Annotated in this window: 12 protein-coding genes; 1 reads left to right on the forward strand and 11 read right to left on the reverse strand. The window is 77.0% G+C overall.

What is annotated here, in order from left to right; genetic code table 11:
- Positions 1 to 101 precede the first annotated feature (101 nt).
- Complete coding sequence (locus ACZ47G_RS29225) at positions 102 to 2,324, reverse strand: hypothetical protein (protein ID WP_465747688.1); 2,223 nt, start codon at positions 2,322 to 2,324, stop codon at positions 102 to 104.
- 171 nt (positions 2,325 to 2,495) lie between these two features.
- On the opposite strand from ACZ47G_RS29225, the gene ACZ47G_RS29230 reads away from it, so the two are divergent.
- Positions 2,496 to 3,020, forward strand: coding sequence for an HAD domain-containing protein (locus ACZ47G_RS29230; protein WP_465747690.1), 525 nt, complete (start codon positions 2,496 to 2,498; stop codon positions 3,018 to 3,020).
- 120 nt (positions 3,021 to 3,140) lie between these two features.
- Here ACZ47G_RS29230 and ACZ47G_RS29235 read toward each other — a convergent pair whose 3' ends face one another.
- The 10 genes from ACZ47G_RS29235 to ACZ47G_RS29280 all read right to left on the reverse strand — a co-directional run bounded on the left by ACZ47G_RS29235 (position 3,141) and on the right by ACZ47G_RS29280 (position 14,937).
- The gene (locus ACZ47G_RS29235; RefSeq protein WP_465747692.1) at positions 3,141 to 7,196 is read right to left on the reverse strand and encodes a LysM peptidoglycan-binding domain-containing protein; all 4,056 of its coding nucleotides are present in this window, start codon (positions 7,194 to 7,196) and stop codon (positions 3,141 to 3,143) included.
- Positions 7,196 to 7,651, reverse strand: a complete 456-nt coding sequence (locus tag ACZ47G_RS29240; RefSeq protein ID WP_465747694.1) for a TadE/TadG family type IV pilus assembly protein — start codon at positions 7,649 to 7,651, stop codon at positions 7,196 to 7,198. The genes ACZ47G_RS29235 and ACZ47G_RS29240 overlap by 1 nt, the downstream gene beginning before the upstream one ends.
- Before the next feature lie 176 nt (positions 7,652 to 7,827).
- Positions 7,828 to 8,367 (reverse strand): TadE/TadG family type IV pilus assembly protein, encoded by a 540-nt coding sequence (locus tag ACZ47G_RS29245; protein WP_465747696.1) that lies wholly within the window; start codon positions 8,365 to 8,367, stop codon positions 7,828 to 7,830.
- A complete protein-coding gene (locus tag ACZ47G_RS29250) occupies positions 8,364 to 8,786 on the reverse strand; it encodes a TadE/TadG family type IV pilus assembly protein (RefSeq protein ID WP_465747698.1) in 423 nt (140 codons plus the stop codon). Before ACZ47G_RS29250 ends, ACZ47G_RS29245 begins: the two co-directional genes overlap by 4 nt.
- Positions 8,783 to 9,076 (reverse strand): hypothetical protein, encoded by a 294-nt coding sequence (locus ACZ47G_RS29255; RefSeq protein ID WP_380456443.1) that lies wholly within the window; start codon positions 9,074 to 9,076, stop codon positions 8,783 to 8,785. The genes ACZ47G_RS29250 and ACZ47G_RS29255 overlap by 4 nt, the downstream gene beginning before the upstream one ends.
- Before the next feature lie 49 nt (positions 9,077 to 9,125).
- Positions 9,126 to 10,004 (reverse strand): hypothetical protein, encoded by an 879-nt coding sequence (locus ACZ47G_RS29260; RefSeq protein WP_465747700.1) that lies wholly within the window; start codon positions 10,002 to 10,004, stop codon positions 9,126 to 9,128.
- The gene (locus tag ACZ47G_RS29265) at positions 10,001 to 10,975 is read right to left on the reverse strand and encodes a type II secretion system F family protein (protein WP_465747702.1); all 975 of its coding nucleotides are present in this window, start codon (positions 10,973 to 10,975) and stop codon (positions 10,001 to 10,003) included. Before ACZ47G_RS29265 ends, ACZ47G_RS29260 begins: the two co-directional genes overlap by 4 nt.
- On the reverse strand, positions 10,975 to 12,636 hold the full coding sequence (locus ACZ47G_RS29270) for a CpaF family protein (RefSeq protein WP_465747704.1): 1,662 nt from the start codon (positions 12,634 to 12,636) through the stop codon (positions 10,975 to 10,977). Before ACZ47G_RS29270 ends, ACZ47G_RS29265 begins: the two co-directional genes overlap by 1 nt.
- Positions 12,626 to 14,080, reverse strand: a complete 1,455-nt coding sequence (locus ACZ47G_RS29275) for a CpaE-like family protein (protein WP_465747706.1) — start codon at positions 14,078 to 14,080, stop codon at positions 12,626 to 12,628. Before ACZ47G_RS29275 ends, ACZ47G_RS29270 begins: the two co-directional genes overlap by 11 nt.
- Positions 14,080 to 14,937, reverse strand: a complete 858-nt coding sequence (locus tag ACZ47G_RS29280; protein WP_465747708.1) for an SAF domain-containing protein — start codon at positions 14,935 to 14,937, stop codon at positions 14,080 to 14,082. The genes ACZ47G_RS29275 and ACZ47G_RS29280 overlap by 1 nt, the downstream gene beginning before the upstream one ends.
- Positions 14,938 to 14,942 lie beyond the last annotated feature (5 nt).

Genomic DNA, 14,942 nt, shown 5'->3' on the forward strand with positions numbered 1-14,942 from the left:
GCCGGGGGCCGGGGGCCGGGGGCCGGGGGCCGGGGGCCGGGGGCCGGGGGCCGGGGGCCGGGGGCCGGGGGCCGGGGGCCGGGGGCCGGGGGCCGCCCGGCTCAGGCCTGGTCGGCGCCCGCCGGGGCCGCCGCCAGCTGCGCAAGGTAGCGCTCGGCGGCCCGGAGCTTGCGGTTGTCCCGGCCCGGGAGGAAGGCCCGCAGCTCGATGATCTCCGGGGCGATGCGGATGGCCTCCGCCCGGTCCGTGATCGAACGCCAGCAGGCCTCGGCGTTGGTCGCCGCCCGCTGGGCCTCCGGGTCCTCCGCCCCCTGCGAGCGCAGCAGCGTCAGCGCCACCTCGCGGTAGATGCTGGCCGCCTCGGCGGTCCGGCCCGCCAGCCGACAGACGTGGGCGCGCACCTGACGCACCTGGAGCACCGGCTCGGAGACCGCCCCGTGCTCGGCGATCGCCTCCAGCTCCAGGGCGAAGGCGAGGTCGGTGGCGGCGGCGTGGTCCCCGGCGTCGGCGCTCCGGACGATCCGTCCGATGACCTCGCGGTAGTCCTCGCGCGGCGCGCTGGCAGCCGGGGCACCCGCCTGCGGGTCGGCGGGCGCCTGGGCCTGAGCGGGTACCTCGGGCTGAGCCGGCTGAGCGGGCTGAGCGTCGGCCGGAACCTCGGCGGCCGGAACCGCGTCCTGGGGCACCTCGACCTGCGGCTCCACCGCGACGGGCACCTCCGCCACCTCCGCGACGGGCACCTCATCGGCCGGGACCTCGCCGATCGGCACCTCGTCCTGCGGCTCGTCGGCCGTCGGCAGGGCAGCCGGGACGGCGTCCCGGGGCTCCTCGGTGAACTCCCCGGCCGCCACAGCCCGGTCGACGGCCTCAGCCGCCTCCGCCGCCGCAGCCGCAGCCGCCCCCGGAACGGCGTCCACGGGCTCCGGCCGGGCCTTGCGCAGGGTGACACCCGTCGACGGCACGGCCGCCACCACCACAGCACCGGCATCGGCACCGGCACCGGCAGCCTTGTGCAGGCTGACGCTCGACGGCGCCTCGGCAGGCTGCTCGCCCGCCTTCCGCAGGCTGACCGGGCGGGCCGGCCGCGGCGGCGTGGGCGGCACGCCGGGCTTGACCAGGTTCACCGGTCCGCCGACGGGCGTGACCGGCACCGGGGCGTCGACCGGGGTTTCGGCCACCGGGGCCCCGGCTGACGGGACTTCGGCCACCGGGGCCCGCTCGACCACGGCGTCCCGCGGCTCCGCCTGGCGCGGCAGCGGCGGTGCGACGGGCAGCGCCGGCTCGGCCGGCGCCGCGTCCATGACCCGCTGCGGGTCCGGCACCGGCAGCAGGACGTCGGCGGCCGGGGCCTCGCCCCGCCGGGCGGTGTTGCGGAAGACCGGGCGGTCCGGGGTGTGGGTGGCCAGGATGACCACGTCCGGCCGCAGCACCGAGTACACCTGCTGGCGCAGCTGTTCGGGAGCGAGCACCTCGCCCGCGCCCGGGCGTCCGCCGTGCAGGGCCTCGATCAGGGCGCGGGTGAAGGTGCCGATCTGCTCCGGGTCCGGGCTGACGACGGCCCACAGCGGGATGCCCTCGCTGAGCGGAGAGATGGTGCCCTGGAGGTACGGCCAGGCGTTCTGGTCGGCGCTCAGGTCGGCGATGACCAGGGTCTGCCACTCGGCCGGACGGTGGCTCAGTTCGGCGGCGAGGGCCTGCCAGGGCAGACCGTCCTGCCTGGAGTCGCGCAGGGTCAGCTGCAGCTGCCCGCCGCGCTTGTCGGCGACGACGTGCCCGCCCAGGTGGACCAGCAGCGGCCCGGGGTGCCGGGAGGCGGCGCGCAGGTGGGCGAGGACGGTGTGCGGCTCGCTGGCGCCGGGGAGGTGGACGGCGTCCACCGCGTCCGCGGCGAGCAGCACCTGCGGTGAGACGGCGGCGAGCATCGCCGACAGCACCGGCGCCTGGGTGGGGCCTCCCCGGCCCCAGGTGCGGCGGCCGGCGTTGCCGTAGCCGCCTTCGATCACCAGGATCCGGCCGCGCGGCGAGGCGCCCAGCCCGCCCGGAGCGGCCGGGGCCGCGGCCGTACCGGGGGCCGACGGCTGCTGCGGCGCCGCCTGGGCGGGGGCGCCGGCGGCGGGCAGGCCGGTGAGGGTCCAGCCGGTGGGCGCGACCGGCGGGGCCGGGGGCACCGGGGGTGCGGCCGGGGGCACCGGCGGCTCGTACAGCGCGGCGGGCCCGGGCGGGTGCTCCTCCGCGGGCCGGTGGGCGGGCGGCGGTACGGCGTCCCAGGGGCTCGAGTCCGCTGCCGGCTCGGGACCTCCGGAAACAGCTGTCGTCTCCGCCATCTTCTGGTCACCGCCCCGCCCCGCCGCTGCCGCGGCGTCTGATGCCCTTGCTCTCGTGGTGCCTGCCACCACGTCCCGTGCGCGCCACCCTACGAGATCCCGGCACACCCGAGCCAGGCCGGGTGCCGATCAACGCGCCACACCCCCTGCGCCGGTGGCTATCGTGCCCTCATGACCGGTTCCGGCCCGCCCCTGTTGTTCCTCGACGTCGACGGCCCCCTGATCCCCTTCGGCGCCCCGCCCCCGGGCGGCTACCCCACCTACCCCGGCCCGGGCGCGGGGCCGGACGGCAATCCCCTGGTGGCCCGGGTGGACCCGGGCCTGGGCCGGCGGCTGCTCGCCCTGCCCTGCGAACTGGTCTGGGCCACCACCTGGTTGACGGACGCCAACGACTGCCTCTCACCCCGGCTGGGCCTGCCCCGACTGCCGTACCTGGACCGGCCGGCGGCGGACGAAGCGGACGAGCCGGGCGGCGGTACCGGAAGAAGTGCCCAACTGCACTGGAAGACCCGCGCCTTGGTCGACTGGGCCGCCGGCCGTCCGTTCGCCTGGGTGGACGACGAGATCACCGGGGCCGACCGCCGCTGGATCGAGGCCCACTCCCCCGCCCCCACCCTGCTCCACCGCGTCGACCCCCAAGTCGGCCTCACCGAGGCCGACTTCACCACCCTCGACGCCTGGCTGCGCAGCGCCTGACCACACTCCCCCGCCCTGGTGTACGACGCCCCGGGAGTGACGGCCGCCCGGTCACCCCTACCGGATCGGGCGGATCAAGGATCAACGGATCAGGGGTGACCGGGCGGGCGGCGGGCCGGTTCAGGACCCGGCGAGCAGGTCGCGCAGCAGGGCGACGGTGTCGGCGTCCAGGTCCCGGCCGGTGCGACGGCTCAGTGCGTCGAGGCGGTTGACGGCGCGCAGCAGCTGGTCCCGCGCGCCGGCCGAGGCGTAGGCGTAGAAGAGGTCCCGGTGCAGGAGTTCGACGTCCGGGGCGACGGCGAGGCCGCGGAAGACGGCGGCCTCGGCGCTGCGGTGGTCGCCGTACTGGAGGCGGCGGGCGGCCAGTTCGTGGGCGGTGTCGACGATCGCGGCGATCATGTCCTGGCGCTCCGCCTCGGCCCAGCCGAAGGACGCGGGCGGGGCCTCGGCGAACGGGGCGCCGCGGACCAGGGCCAGGGCGTGGGCGAGGGCGGCGTCCGCGGTGGCGCTGGTGCTGCGCATGCCGCGCCGGTAGAGGCTGCGGAACTCGTCCCAGTCGCAGGTGACGGTCGGGGCGAAGGTGTAGCCGTCGGTGGTGTCGGTGGGCAGGTAGGCGCGGCCGTCGGGCGTGGTGCCGAACCAGGCCGCCAGGTCGGCGAGTTTGGCCGGGAGCGGGCTCTTGGCATCGGACGCGGTGGGGTGCGGGTCGAGGTGGGCGGCGCCCGGGTGGAGGTCGTGGTCGAGCGCGTGGTGGTCGGCGCCGGGCCGCAGCGCGAGGTAGACGGCGAGTTCGGTGAGCCGGGGCAGCGCGCCGGGTTCGACGGCGCCCGGGGTGCCGGCCACGTCGACCGGGCCGAGCAGCCGGATCCGGGGGGCGTTGCGCGGGGTGTGGGCCTCCGGGGAGCGGAGGATGGCGAGCAGGTCGTCGCAGTCGCTGCGGCCGGCGGTGGCCCGGGCGACCGGCGCGGTGGCGGCCGGGCCGGGCTCGACCGTCGCCTCGTGATCAGCACCGGAGGAGCCGGACGAACCGGACGAGCTGGACGAGCCGGGGGCGGGCTCCGGACGGGTCGGCACGCGCGGATCGGCGCCGGTGGGCGCGGGCGCGCTCTGGTGCGTCGGCACAGGCTCGACCGGCGCCGCGGGAACCGTCGGCACCGCCGGCACCATCGGCACTGCGGGGGCTGCGGACGTCTGCGGGGCCACCGGCCGTACGGGCTGGACGGGGAGCAGTGCGGCCGACGCCTCCGCCGGGGCCGCCTCGGCGCCCCCGACCGCCTCCGCGGTGTCCTCCTCCGGCTCCGGCTCGGCCGACTCGGCAGGGGCGCCCGGCAGCCGAAGGTCCCGGGTGGCCTCGTCGGCGGGCTGCTCCGTCCCGGTGGCCGCCTGCCGCCCCTGTCCGTTGACGGCGAACCGCGTCGACCCGGCCGGCACCGGAACCGGCAGGGACGCGGGACCGGGAACAGGCACAGCGGGCACGGGAGCAGGCGCGGGCGCGGGCGCCACCGGGTCGGTGCCCGCGAACGGGCTGGCGCCGGTCCCGATCACCCGGGCCGGCAGCCGGGGCCCGGCAGCCGCCCCGGGCCCTTCCTCGGCCGTCCCGCCCGGGGCGCCGACGGCGGCCAGTACCGGTACGGCGACGGGCAGTTCGGTGGTGTCGGGGTCCTCGTCCGGGTCGAGGCCGGGACCGTCCAGGGTCCAGGCGGGCGCCGGGTGCTGAGTGGTGTCGTCGGCGGCCCGGAGCAGTTCAGCGACCTGGTCGTACTGGTGGTCGTCCAGTCGCTGGAGCTCGACGGTCAGGTGCAGGCCGGGAACGGCGGCCTGGCCGGTGGTCGGCAGGGTCCAGCGGGCCACCGGTCCGGTGCCGCGCTCCGGGGCGCGGGTGATCACGGCGACGCAGGTGCGCGGCCGGGCGTCCAGCAGGCGGCCGAGCTCGGCGGGGGTGTCGCCGCCGGGCTGCTGGGCGCAGAGGACGATCTCGGGCACCCAGGACTCGTCCGCCTGGCCCCGGCTACGGGCCTCGCGCGGGCTGGCGGCCTCGGCCGCGACCAGGGTGGCCCGGGCCTTGGCGGTGCGCGGGCCGAGGGCGGCGAGCGCGGCCTCCAGGGTCGGGTGGCGGTGGACCCGCTCGGCGGCCGGTCCGCTGATCGGCATCTCCTCGGCGAGGTCCACCAGGTGCAGGTGGAGCCGGTCGGCCAGCGGGCTGTGGGCGAGTTCGATGGCGAGGGTGCGCAGCACGGCGCGGGCGTCGTCGGGGTGCCCGGACAGGTGGAGCAGCCGGACGGCCTCCAGGTCGGCGAGCACCACCGAGCCGTCCGGCGAGGTGCCGAGGGTGACCAGCGCGGGGTAGGGCGCGGCGGTCTTGCGGGCCTGGGCGGGGCTCAGCAGGTCGCCGGACTCCTCGCTGCACCACCAGACGTTGGCGGCGTGCGCGGCGCGGAACGGGGCGATCGGGGTGGCCGGGCCGGAGAGGTGCAGTTCGATGGTGTGGTCGGGGGTGATCCGGGCCGCGACGATCGCGGGCAGCCGCTTGCCACCGCGCAGGGTGTTGCGGGCCAGGGTGCGCAGGGCGCGGTCCAGCAGTTCCAGGCCGGCCTGGTCCTGGCGGACCATCAGCTCGTTCTCGAAGGCGGCGGCCTCGGCGTCGGGCATCGCGATCCGGTGCCCGGGGCGGCGGCCGCGCAGCTGGGTGCCGCGCTTGTAGGCGACGGTGCCGACCATGACGGCGGCGAGCAGTACGCCCACGGTGGAGGCGGCGAGGGCGACGCTGTAGTCGTCGCTGGGCGCCGGGTCGGCGTGTGCGGCGGGGGCGGGCGCCGGGGCGCGGGCGGGGGTGTGGTTCGGCGGCGGGGCCTGGGTGGCCGGGGTCTGCTCGGGCGTGGCGGCAGGAGCGGACGTGGCGGCCGGTGCGGGCGTCGCGGAAGGAGCGGGCGCGGGCGCCTGCTCGGGTGTGGTGGCCGGAGCGGGAGTGGTGGCCGGTGCGGGAGTGGTGGCCGGTGCGGGAGTGGCCGAGGGTGCGGGCGCGGGCGTCTGGTCGGCCGGTGCGGCCGTGCCGGGCACGGTGAGCACCATTCCCGGCTCCAGGACGTCCGGATCGGTCAGCCGCTCCCCGTCCGGCGCCTGCACGCCCTTGTTGGCCTCGAACAGCTTGGGCCAGGCCTCGGCGTCCCCCAACTCCCGCTGGGCGATGGCGGACAGGCTGTCCCCGGACTGGACGGTCACCGTCTTCGGCCCGCCCGCCGTCGGCTCCGTCCCGGCCTGCGGCACCTGCGCCGGAGCCGGGGTCTGCGCCTGGCCGGGCGCCGGGGCCGGGGCCGGGGCGGGCGCCTGCGCGGGGGCCTGGGCGCCGTCCGGCTTGGCGTCGGCCGGCATCAGCAGTTCCCAGCCGGGCTGGATCGGCCGCTCCGCGTCGAAGCGGACGCCGGAATCGTCCATCGCCCGGCCCTCGTTGAGCTTGGCGATCTCCACCCAGCGTTCCCCGGAGCCCAGTTGGCGCTCCGCGATGGACCACAGGCTGTCCGCCGGCCGGCTGTCCCGCACCGTGTAGGTGGGGTGCTGGTCCGCCGCCGGGGCGAGGGCGGGTGCGGGCTGGGCGGCGGGCAGCGCGGCCCGCTGCACCCCCGGGGTCAACTGCGCCTGGGCGGCGGGGGCGTGGGCCAGTTCGGGCACCGCCGCGAAGGCCGAGCCGGCCACCGGCAGCAGCGCGAGCACCGAGCCGACCAGCCCGGCGGCGAGCCGCTGGCTCCAGCCGAAGGCCGGGATCCGGCGGGCGATCCGGCCGCGCAGCTGGGCGGGGACCTCCAGCAGGACGGAGAGCGCGAAGCACGCCCAGGCCAGCCAGCCGACCACCACCAGCAGCCAGAGGAACAGCCGTCCGTCGTCCGGGCTGGTGAGCGCCTCGCCCACCCCGCCGGAGGCGACCTCGCCCATCGAGGCGACCGCCTGGGTGCCGTACAGCAGCAGGGCGGGGACGCCGATCAGCAGGGCCAGCAGGGTGACCAGCGCGGCGAGCGCGGTGATCAGCGCGCCGCCGCGGCCACGTCCGGCCCGGCGCCCGTCGCGGGCGTGCCCCCTCACGGTTCGCATCCCGTCCTTCCCGGTTCCGCCCGGGCCGGTGCCGGCCCCACCGGTACGGGCCTGGGCGGTACGGGCCTTGTCCTTGGCACGTGGCGCGGCCATCAGTCGGTCTCCGCTTTCTCGACTCCGTGGACGAGGGTCGCACTGCCCCTGCCCGTTACCTTCCGCTCCCCGAGGGCGCCCAGCAGCACCGGCCGGTAGTCGGCCTGCACCGTGACGGTGACGACCTTGTCCTCGCTGGAGAACGCGACGTCGCCGCCCCGCAGATCGCAGGTGCGCAGATAGGCGTCGACGGCCTGCTGGACGTAGGCCCGCTGGACCTTGAAGCCCTTCCCCTGGAGCACCGCCGCCTGGTCGAGCTGCTGTCCGCCGACCCGCGCGGCCTCCTGGGCGCAGGCATCGGTGCGTTCGGCGACCCGCAGTCGGCCGCCCGCGTCGATCACCAGCGCGATGACGAGCACCAGGTAGGCCGCGCAGATCGCCACGAAGAGGGCGACCGCGCCCCGGTCGGACCGCCGCCCGGCCGGGCGGGGACCACGACCCCGCAGTCGACTCAACACTCGCAACCCCTCCCCCCGATCCGCACGATGCCTCCCCACCGGCTCCCCACCGGGCGCCCCTCGGTGCCGTTGTGTCATCCCCCGAGCGCTCTCCGCTTGCGTCTCCCCCGCACGGGCCGTCCCCAATCCCCCTGCCGCGCCCGTTGCGGGCCGCGCGCCGCCGGTTGCCGCCGTCATGTGCCGCGGTAGCGGTCCAACACGGAGGTGAACTCCCCCCGGAGCTGCTTCGTCACGGGCACGCCGGACGGTCCGCCCACCAGGTCGGCGAGTTCGACCTCGCAGTACACGGTGACCCTGATGGTCCGCACCTGGCCGCCCGTCAGGTCCAACCCGCCCCGCTCGACGTCCACGCGCGAGGTGCGGCAGGCCACGCCCTGCTGGCCCAGCGCCGCGAGGGCGGACTCCTTGGCCGCCTTGTCCCCCTCGGCGTCGCCGCGCTGCAGCGAGCCGGTCCGGGCCCCGGTGCGGGCCGCGGCCTCCACGGTGCCGGCCGCGGTCTGCACCCGTCCGGCGGCGATCGCCAGCAGGACCAGCCCGACCACACCCGGGACGACGATCGCCGCTTCGATCGCGATCCCGCCCCGGTCCGGCCGGCGCAGCAGCCGTCGCCACCCCGTCCGCCGTCCCAACCGCTCGTCCAGCCGCTCTTCCGACCGCTCGTCCAGCCGCTGTCCCGGCCCCCGGCCGGCGTCGTCGGCGTCCGCGCGCCTCACGGCGTCACCACCGGCGGGACGAAGCGCTCGCGCGGCGCCTCGGCGAACTGGCGGAGGCTGGGACCGGTGAGCCCCGGTATCAGCAGCGGGGGCGTCAGTTCCACGGTGACCTTGATCGTCTCGTCCGTGCTGCCGTCCGTCCACACCCGGTACCCGTGCACGCCCTGCCGGTCCAGGAAGTCCGCGGCCTGCCGCCGGGCGGCCTCGTTCTTCACCTGCTCCGTCGCGACGCCCTGCACCCGGCCGGCGTCCACGCCCTCGCGGGCGGCGGTGAGCGCGACCTGCCGGTCGTACCAGATCAGCGCGGCCTGGACGACGAGCAGCAGGAGCAGCAGGACGACCGGGAAGACGATGGCCAGGCTGATGGACATCGACCCCCGGTCGCCGCGGCGGCGGAGCAGGCGAAGCAGGCCGGTCACTTGGTGGCGCCACCCGCGCCGCCCGCGCCGCCCGGCAGGTTCGGGTCCTGCTCGACCTTGGTGACCACCTTGTCCTTCAGCAGGTAGAGCGCGGTCGCGACGGCGCCCGCGACGAACACCAACGCGATGATGGCGAGGGCGAGTTCGATGCTGATGGCGCCGCGGTCACCGCGCGCCCGGGCGGCGCGCAGCCGGCCCAGCCGCAGGGTGAACAGCAGCAGGGCGAACTGCACCGGCAGCAGGACGGGCCGCAGCACCCGGCCCGCCAGCTGGACGAGTCGTACGGTCATCGGGGTCTCCAGACAGTGTGATGTGGTGTCAGCTGCTCGACCGAGCAGGTCAGTTGAGCATCTGGTGGAGCGCTGGGAAGACGATCAGGACGGTCATCAGCAGGGTCAGTGCCGCGCCGGGGGCGACCATCCGCTCGCTGTCGGCGTTGGCGCGGGCCAGGTCCTCGGCGAGCAGTTCGCCGCGCAGGCCCTTGGAGCGGGCCCGCAGGGTGTCGTACACGGCGGCGCCGTCGGTGCCGGACAGCCGCATGATGTCGGCCACGTCCTGGAGCGGGCTGAGGCCCAACTCCTCTGCCAGCGCGTCGAGTCCGGACCACGGCGGGAGCCGGTCGGTGGCGGCCCGCTCCAGGGCGTCGCGGATCCGCCGGAACACCGCGCCCTGCCCGACCGAGGCGGCCCGGCGCAGCGCCTCGGCCGGTCCGCAGTCGGCGGCCCGCTCCAGGGCGACGAGCTCCAGGTAGGCGGCGATGCCGTGCAGGTACTCGGTGCGGGCCTCCTTGGCCTCGCCGCGTACCACGGCGTCCGGGACGAACCAGAGCAGCCCGGCCAGCAGCGGCCCGGCGACCAGCGGCAGGGCGAACGGCAGTCCGACGTCCATCAGCACGGCCATCGCGCCCAGGTAGGCGGGCAGCAGCAGGCCGAGCGCGGCGAACAGCAGCTTGTGCACCATGAACCGGGCCGGAGTGCGGCCGATCAGGGCGAGTTCGCGGCGCGGGATCGTCACCCCGCGCAGGGTGAGCGAGCGCTCGCCGATCCGGTCGTACCAGCGCGGCCGCTCGTCCGGGTCCGGTTCGCGGTCCGCCGGGGTGCGGTGCAGCCGGTCCAGCGCCTGGCTGAGGTCCGGTGGTGCGGGCCGCAGTTCGGCGATCAGCAGGGCGAGGCCACCGGCCGCGACGGCGCCGGCCAGCACGGACCAGGGGGAGATCACCGGACCTCCCCGAGCTGCTCGGCCGGCTCCGGCTCGGACCCTCGGGCCGGGGCGGAGCCGAGGCGGCGCCCGCCCTTGCTGCGCCGGTCCGGGGTGAGCAGCCGGGGCACGGGCGGGTGCGAGGCCAGGGCCCGCATCCAGGCGATGATCGCGACGAACAGGGCGGCGACCACGGCGAGCACGATCTGCCCGAGGAAGGTCCCGTACGGGCGGGTGTACTCGGTGTTGAAGGAGCCGACGGTGACGACCAGCACGATGATGCCGACCAGCCAGCGGATGGTGGTGCGGTGCTTGGCCCGGTCGGCCTCGATGGCGCGGCGCTGGCGGACCTCCTCGCGCACCGAGTCGGCCATGTCGGAGAGCGTCCGGGCCAGGCCCGGTCCGCTGTCCCCGGCCCGCAGCACGAGCGCGGCGAGCACCTTGTCGGCGGTGGCGTCGGCCAGGCTGTCGGCGAAGGCGTGCAGGGCCTCCTCGGGCCGCCAGCGGGCCTGCAGCCGGGCGGCGAGTTCGCCGATCTCGTCCTCCAGGGCGGCAGGGGCGGTGCGGCGGCTGGTCACGATGGCCTGGTTGAGGCCGACGCCGAGCAGCAGCACGTCGGCGATCCGCTGGGTCCACTCGGAGAGCGCCTCCAGCCGCTCGATCCGGTGGGTGTCCGGGCGGGTGGTGTCGAACAGCCAGGGCAGGCCGAAGACGGCCAGCGGCACCAGCAGCGCGGTCAGCGGGACGGCGGTGAACAGCCAGGCCAGCGGGCCGCCGACGAGCGCCAGCGGCAGCTGGATCCGGCGCAGTCGCACCATCCGCAGCGAGGCGCTGCCGGGGGCGCCGTACCAGAACACGTGGGCGCGGCCGGCCAGCGGGTTCTCCCCGCGGGCGGGCCCGTCCTCGGCGGCGGGTTCGCTGCCGCGGGCCCAGGCCACCAGGGCGACCAGGCCGCCGGCGACCGCCAGCCCGCACAGGGCGAAGAGCAGCATCACCGGGCGCCACCGCCGATCCGCAGCTGCAGCGGGGCGGACCAACTCCCGTACCGGGAGCCGAGCAGGGAGGCGTCGAAACCGGCCCGGCGCAGGTCGTCCAGGCACTGCGGCGGGGTGTGCGGGACGGCCCGCGGCTCGCCGAGGTCCGGCCGGGGGCCGAAGACGGTGTTCAGGGCGGGCCGGCCGCTCTCGCCGAGGCCGGTGACCTCCAGGACGTGGGAGACGAAGCGGTGCCGGCGGCCGCCGACGGCGGTCTCGTCGACCATGGCGACGTGCACGATGAGGTCCAGGGCGTTGGCGGTGAGCCGGTAGGCGAGCGCGTCGGTCATGTGCGAGCCGTACTCCAGGCAGAGTTCGGCGATCCGGTCGACCACCATGTGCGGGCCGCGGGCGTGCAGGGTGCACATCGAGCCGCCCTCGCCGTTGGTCATGACCCGCAGCATCGGGACGACCTCGCCGGAGCGGACCTCGCCCACGATGATCCGGGAGAGGGTCATCCGCAGCGCGGCCGGGATGAGGTCGCCGAGCGTCAACTCCCCGGCCAGACGGCCCTCGACGCGCTCGCCGTTGCCCTCACGGGCCTCCATCGGGACGACCTGGCGCAGGTGCCCGAGGGTGTGCAGCCAGAGCTCGAACTCCGACTCCAGGGTGCCGATCCGCTCGTCCGACGGGATCTCGGCGGCCATCGCACGCAGCAGGCTGGTCTTGCCGACGCCCTGGGTGCCGGTGATCATCACGTTCTTCCGGGCCCTGATCGCGGCGGCCAGGAAGGCGGCCAAGGTGTTGTCCAGGGTGCCGAGTTCGACCATCTCCGGCAACGTCGCCGAGGCCACCCGGTGGCGCCGGATCGCCACGTACGGGCGGGGCGTCACCTCGGTGAGCGCCTGGAGTCGCATGCCGCCCTCCAGGCGCAGGGCGAGGGTCGGACTGGCGGTGGACAGGCTGCGCTCGCCGCCGCCGTGCTGCCGGGCCAAGTCCTGGAGCAGCTCGACGAGTTCGGCGTCGCTGTCGGCCACCGGCGGGACCTGGCGCAGCGGTTGGTGCACCTTGGAGACCCAGACGTCGTCACAGCCGTTGACCAGGATGTTCTCGATGTCCGGGTCGTCCAGGTAGGGCTGGAGCCGGCCGGCCCGGAACAGCAGGTCGAAGACGGCCTCGGCGAGGGCGCGGTCCTGCTCCCGGGTGGGCGGGATGCCGTGGGTCTGGGCGTAGGCGTCGGACCAGCGGGCGACCGCCTCCTCGATCAGCGCCCGGCCGCGCTGGCGGCGGGTGGCGCGGTCCGGCTCGGCCCCGGAGGCGGTGGTCAACCGGCTGATCTGCTGGTGCAGTTCGGCCGCGACCTGGCGCTTGAGCTCGCGCGCGACCTGCGGATCGACGGCCGGCCGGGTGGCGGCGCCGCGCACGTCCAGCGAGGGCAGCTGGGAGGGCACCGCGGTGGGCCCGGCCGTCGACCCGGCCGTCGACCCGGCCGCGGCCGGGGCAACCGGCCCGGGGGTGACGGGCTGGTACGCCTGGTGCTGTTGCTGTTGCTGTTGCTGTTGCGGATGTGACTGCGGATGGGACTGCGGCTGCGGCTGCCCGGTGGCCGGTACGGGCGCGGCCCAGGGCAGGGCGGCCGGGTCGGCCGTCGGGCGCTGATGCAGGGGGCTACCGCGCACGGAGCACCTCCCCGGGGTTGTACGGGTACTGGTCATCGTCCTGACGATCCGTCACCGTCGGCTGCTGCAACTGGTACTGGCCCGCGTCGTCCAGCTGGACGGAACCGTGACCGGACGCCTGACCGGCGGCATGACCGGCGGCATGACCGGCGGTGTGGCCGGCCGACTGGACGTGCACCGGGAACGGTGCCGGGGCGGCGGGCTGCGGCGCCAGTCCGGCGAGCGGGGCGACCGGGCCGGTGGTGATCACCGGCGGGACGTACGAGGGCGGCTCGCCCTCCCCCGGGCCCTGGGCCGTCGGCCCGTAGCCGTGCTGCGCGTGGCCGGGCTGTCCGTAACCGGGCTGCGGGGAACCAGGCTGCGGGTAACCAGGCTGGACGTGGCCGGACTGGGCGTAACCGGGCTGTCCGTAGCCGGACTGGGCGAAGGACGGCTGGCCCTGGCCCGCCCCGTACGCCGGCTGCCCGTGGACGCCCTGCCCGTACGGCGCCGGCGCGGGCACCTGCGGCGCGGGCGGCACCGGAGCGACGGGCCCCACCGGCATCGGCCCGACCGGGACGGGCGCGGCGACCGGCACCGGACCGGCCGACCCGCCCGACCCGCCCGGAGCGACGGGAGCGACCGGCGTCGCGGCGACGGCCCCGGCCGCCGCGCCGGGCGCGAGCCGCTCCCGCCGGCGGCGGACCAGCAGCTGCACCTCGTCCGCCGCCGAGCGCGCCGTGCGCATCAGCTCCGAGCGGATGAACCGCCGGTCGGTGGTGTCCCCGCCGTCGGAGAGCACCCGCGCGGTGCGGGGGGCGTGCGGCAGCACCCCGAGCAGCGGCAGCCCGAACTCGCGCGACACCTCCGCGCCCGAGTAGGGGCCTTCCGCGACCAGCAGCAGTCCGAGGGCGTCCGTGCCGGTCCCGGCGGCGGCGAGGTCCTCGCCGAGCGCGGCGAGCCTGGGGCGGGCGGCGCTGAGCCCGCGCAGGGTGCTGCGGACCGTCACCGCCACCGCGTCGGCGCGCCGGGCGAGCACCGCGCTGGTCCCGGTGGCGCCGGAGCGGCCGAGGTCGACGATGACGTCGTAGCCCTGTTGCTCGATGCCGTGCAGCAGTTCGGCGAGCGGCTCCCAGGTGTAGGTGAGGCCGGAGGCCTGGGCGGGGTCGGTGAGGCCGGGCAGCAGCAGCCGCTCGGCGTTGCCCTCGGGCGAGAGGTCGATCAGCTGCTCCCAGATGGTCTGGGCGAGCAGCCCGCGCCGGTCGGCGACGGCCAGGTTGCGCAGCCCGTACACCGCCTCGACCCGACCCTCCAGGGCTCCGGCGAGCACCGCGCCGCCGTCCGGGTCGGCCTCGACCAGGACGATCCGCCGGCCGGGCTGGAGCGGCCAGGCGAGCAGCAGCGCCAGGGCGGTGGTGGTCGCCCCGGGTGCGCCCGGGCCGCCGACCACCGCGATCACCGCCATCAGGCGCCACCCGTTCCGACCGGGGCCGAGGGCGCTGCGGCCCCGCCGGTGGGGGCCGCCCCGGTGGGTGCCGTCCCGGTGGTGGCCACGCCGGACGGCGCCGGGCCGGTGGGGGCCGCCGAGGGCGCGGCCGGCGGGGCCCCGCCCGGGGTGGTGGCCCGCGGCGCCAGCAGCACCTGGATCCGTCCGCCGGCCACCCACTGGGCCAGCCGGGGCCCGTCCGCCGCGCCGACCGCCACGTCGATCACCTGGCTGCCGTCGGTGTCCACCCGGCCGACCGTGATGACCGTCGCGGCCAGCGAGTCGGGCCGCCCGTTGTCGGGGGTGTTGACCACGACGATCTGCACCCCGGGCAGCAGTCGGCTGGCGGGCAGCTGGGTGCGCCGGGCCGAGACGCCGACCACGATCTGACCGGGCTGCACCGTCAGGCCCTGGGCGAGGTCCGCACCGGTCAGCATGGCGCCGCGCTTGAGGTCGGTGGCGGCCCGCAGGCCGACCGCCTTGGCCCGGTCCTGGGCGGAGACGGGGTGCAGCGCGGGGTCGCCGGCGATCCGGGCGACCACCAGGTCGTCATCGGTGATCACCTGCCCCCAGGGCACGTCCCGGGCCAGCGCCAGCACCGCGACCCGCTGGCCGGTGCTGTTGTAGAGCGCGGCGCCGCCGAGCCCACCGGCCGCGATCAGCGCGACGGCCATCGCCAGCACCGCGGGGCGGCGGCGCCGGGCCCGCATGGTCCGTCCGGGGGTGTGCGGCGTGGCACGGCCCCGGCCCTGCTCCTGCTGCTCCGGTACCGCCACGGACACCGCGGCGCCCGCCGGTGTGCCGGATCCCGGCGTCGCGAATGTACGGTTCTCCACCGGGT

This window comes from Kitasatospora sp. NPDC030952 (assembly GCF_055571335.1).

Excerpts from the sequence above, each read along its gene's own strand:
- ACZ47G_RS29225 (WP_465747688.1), bottom strand. The coding sequence starts at position 2,324 with ATGGCGGAGACGACAGCTGTTTCCGGAGGTCCCGAGCCGGCAGCGGAC.
- ACZ47G_RS29230 (WP_465747690.1), top strand. The coding sequence starts at position 2,496 with ATGACCGGTTCCGGCCCGCCCCTGTTGTTCCTCGACGTCGACGGCCCC.
- ACZ47G_RS29235 (WP_465747692.1), bottom strand. The coding sequence starts at position 7,196 with ATGGCCGCGCCACGTGCCAAGGACAAGGCCCGTACCGCCCAGGCCCGT.
- ACZ47G_RS29255 (WP_380456443.1), bottom strand. The coding sequence starts at position 9,076 with ATGACCGTACGACTCGTCCAGCTGGCGGGCCGGGTGCTGCGGCCCGTC.
- ACZ47G_RS29265 (WP_465747702.1), bottom strand. The coding sequence starts at position 10,975 with ATGCTGCTCTTCGCCCTGTGCGGGCTGGCGGTCGCCGGCGGCCTGGTC.
- ACZ47G_RS29275 (WP_465747706.1), bottom strand. The coding sequence starts at position 14,080 with ATGGCGGTGATCGCGGTGGTCGGCGGCCCGGGCGCACCCGGGGCGACC.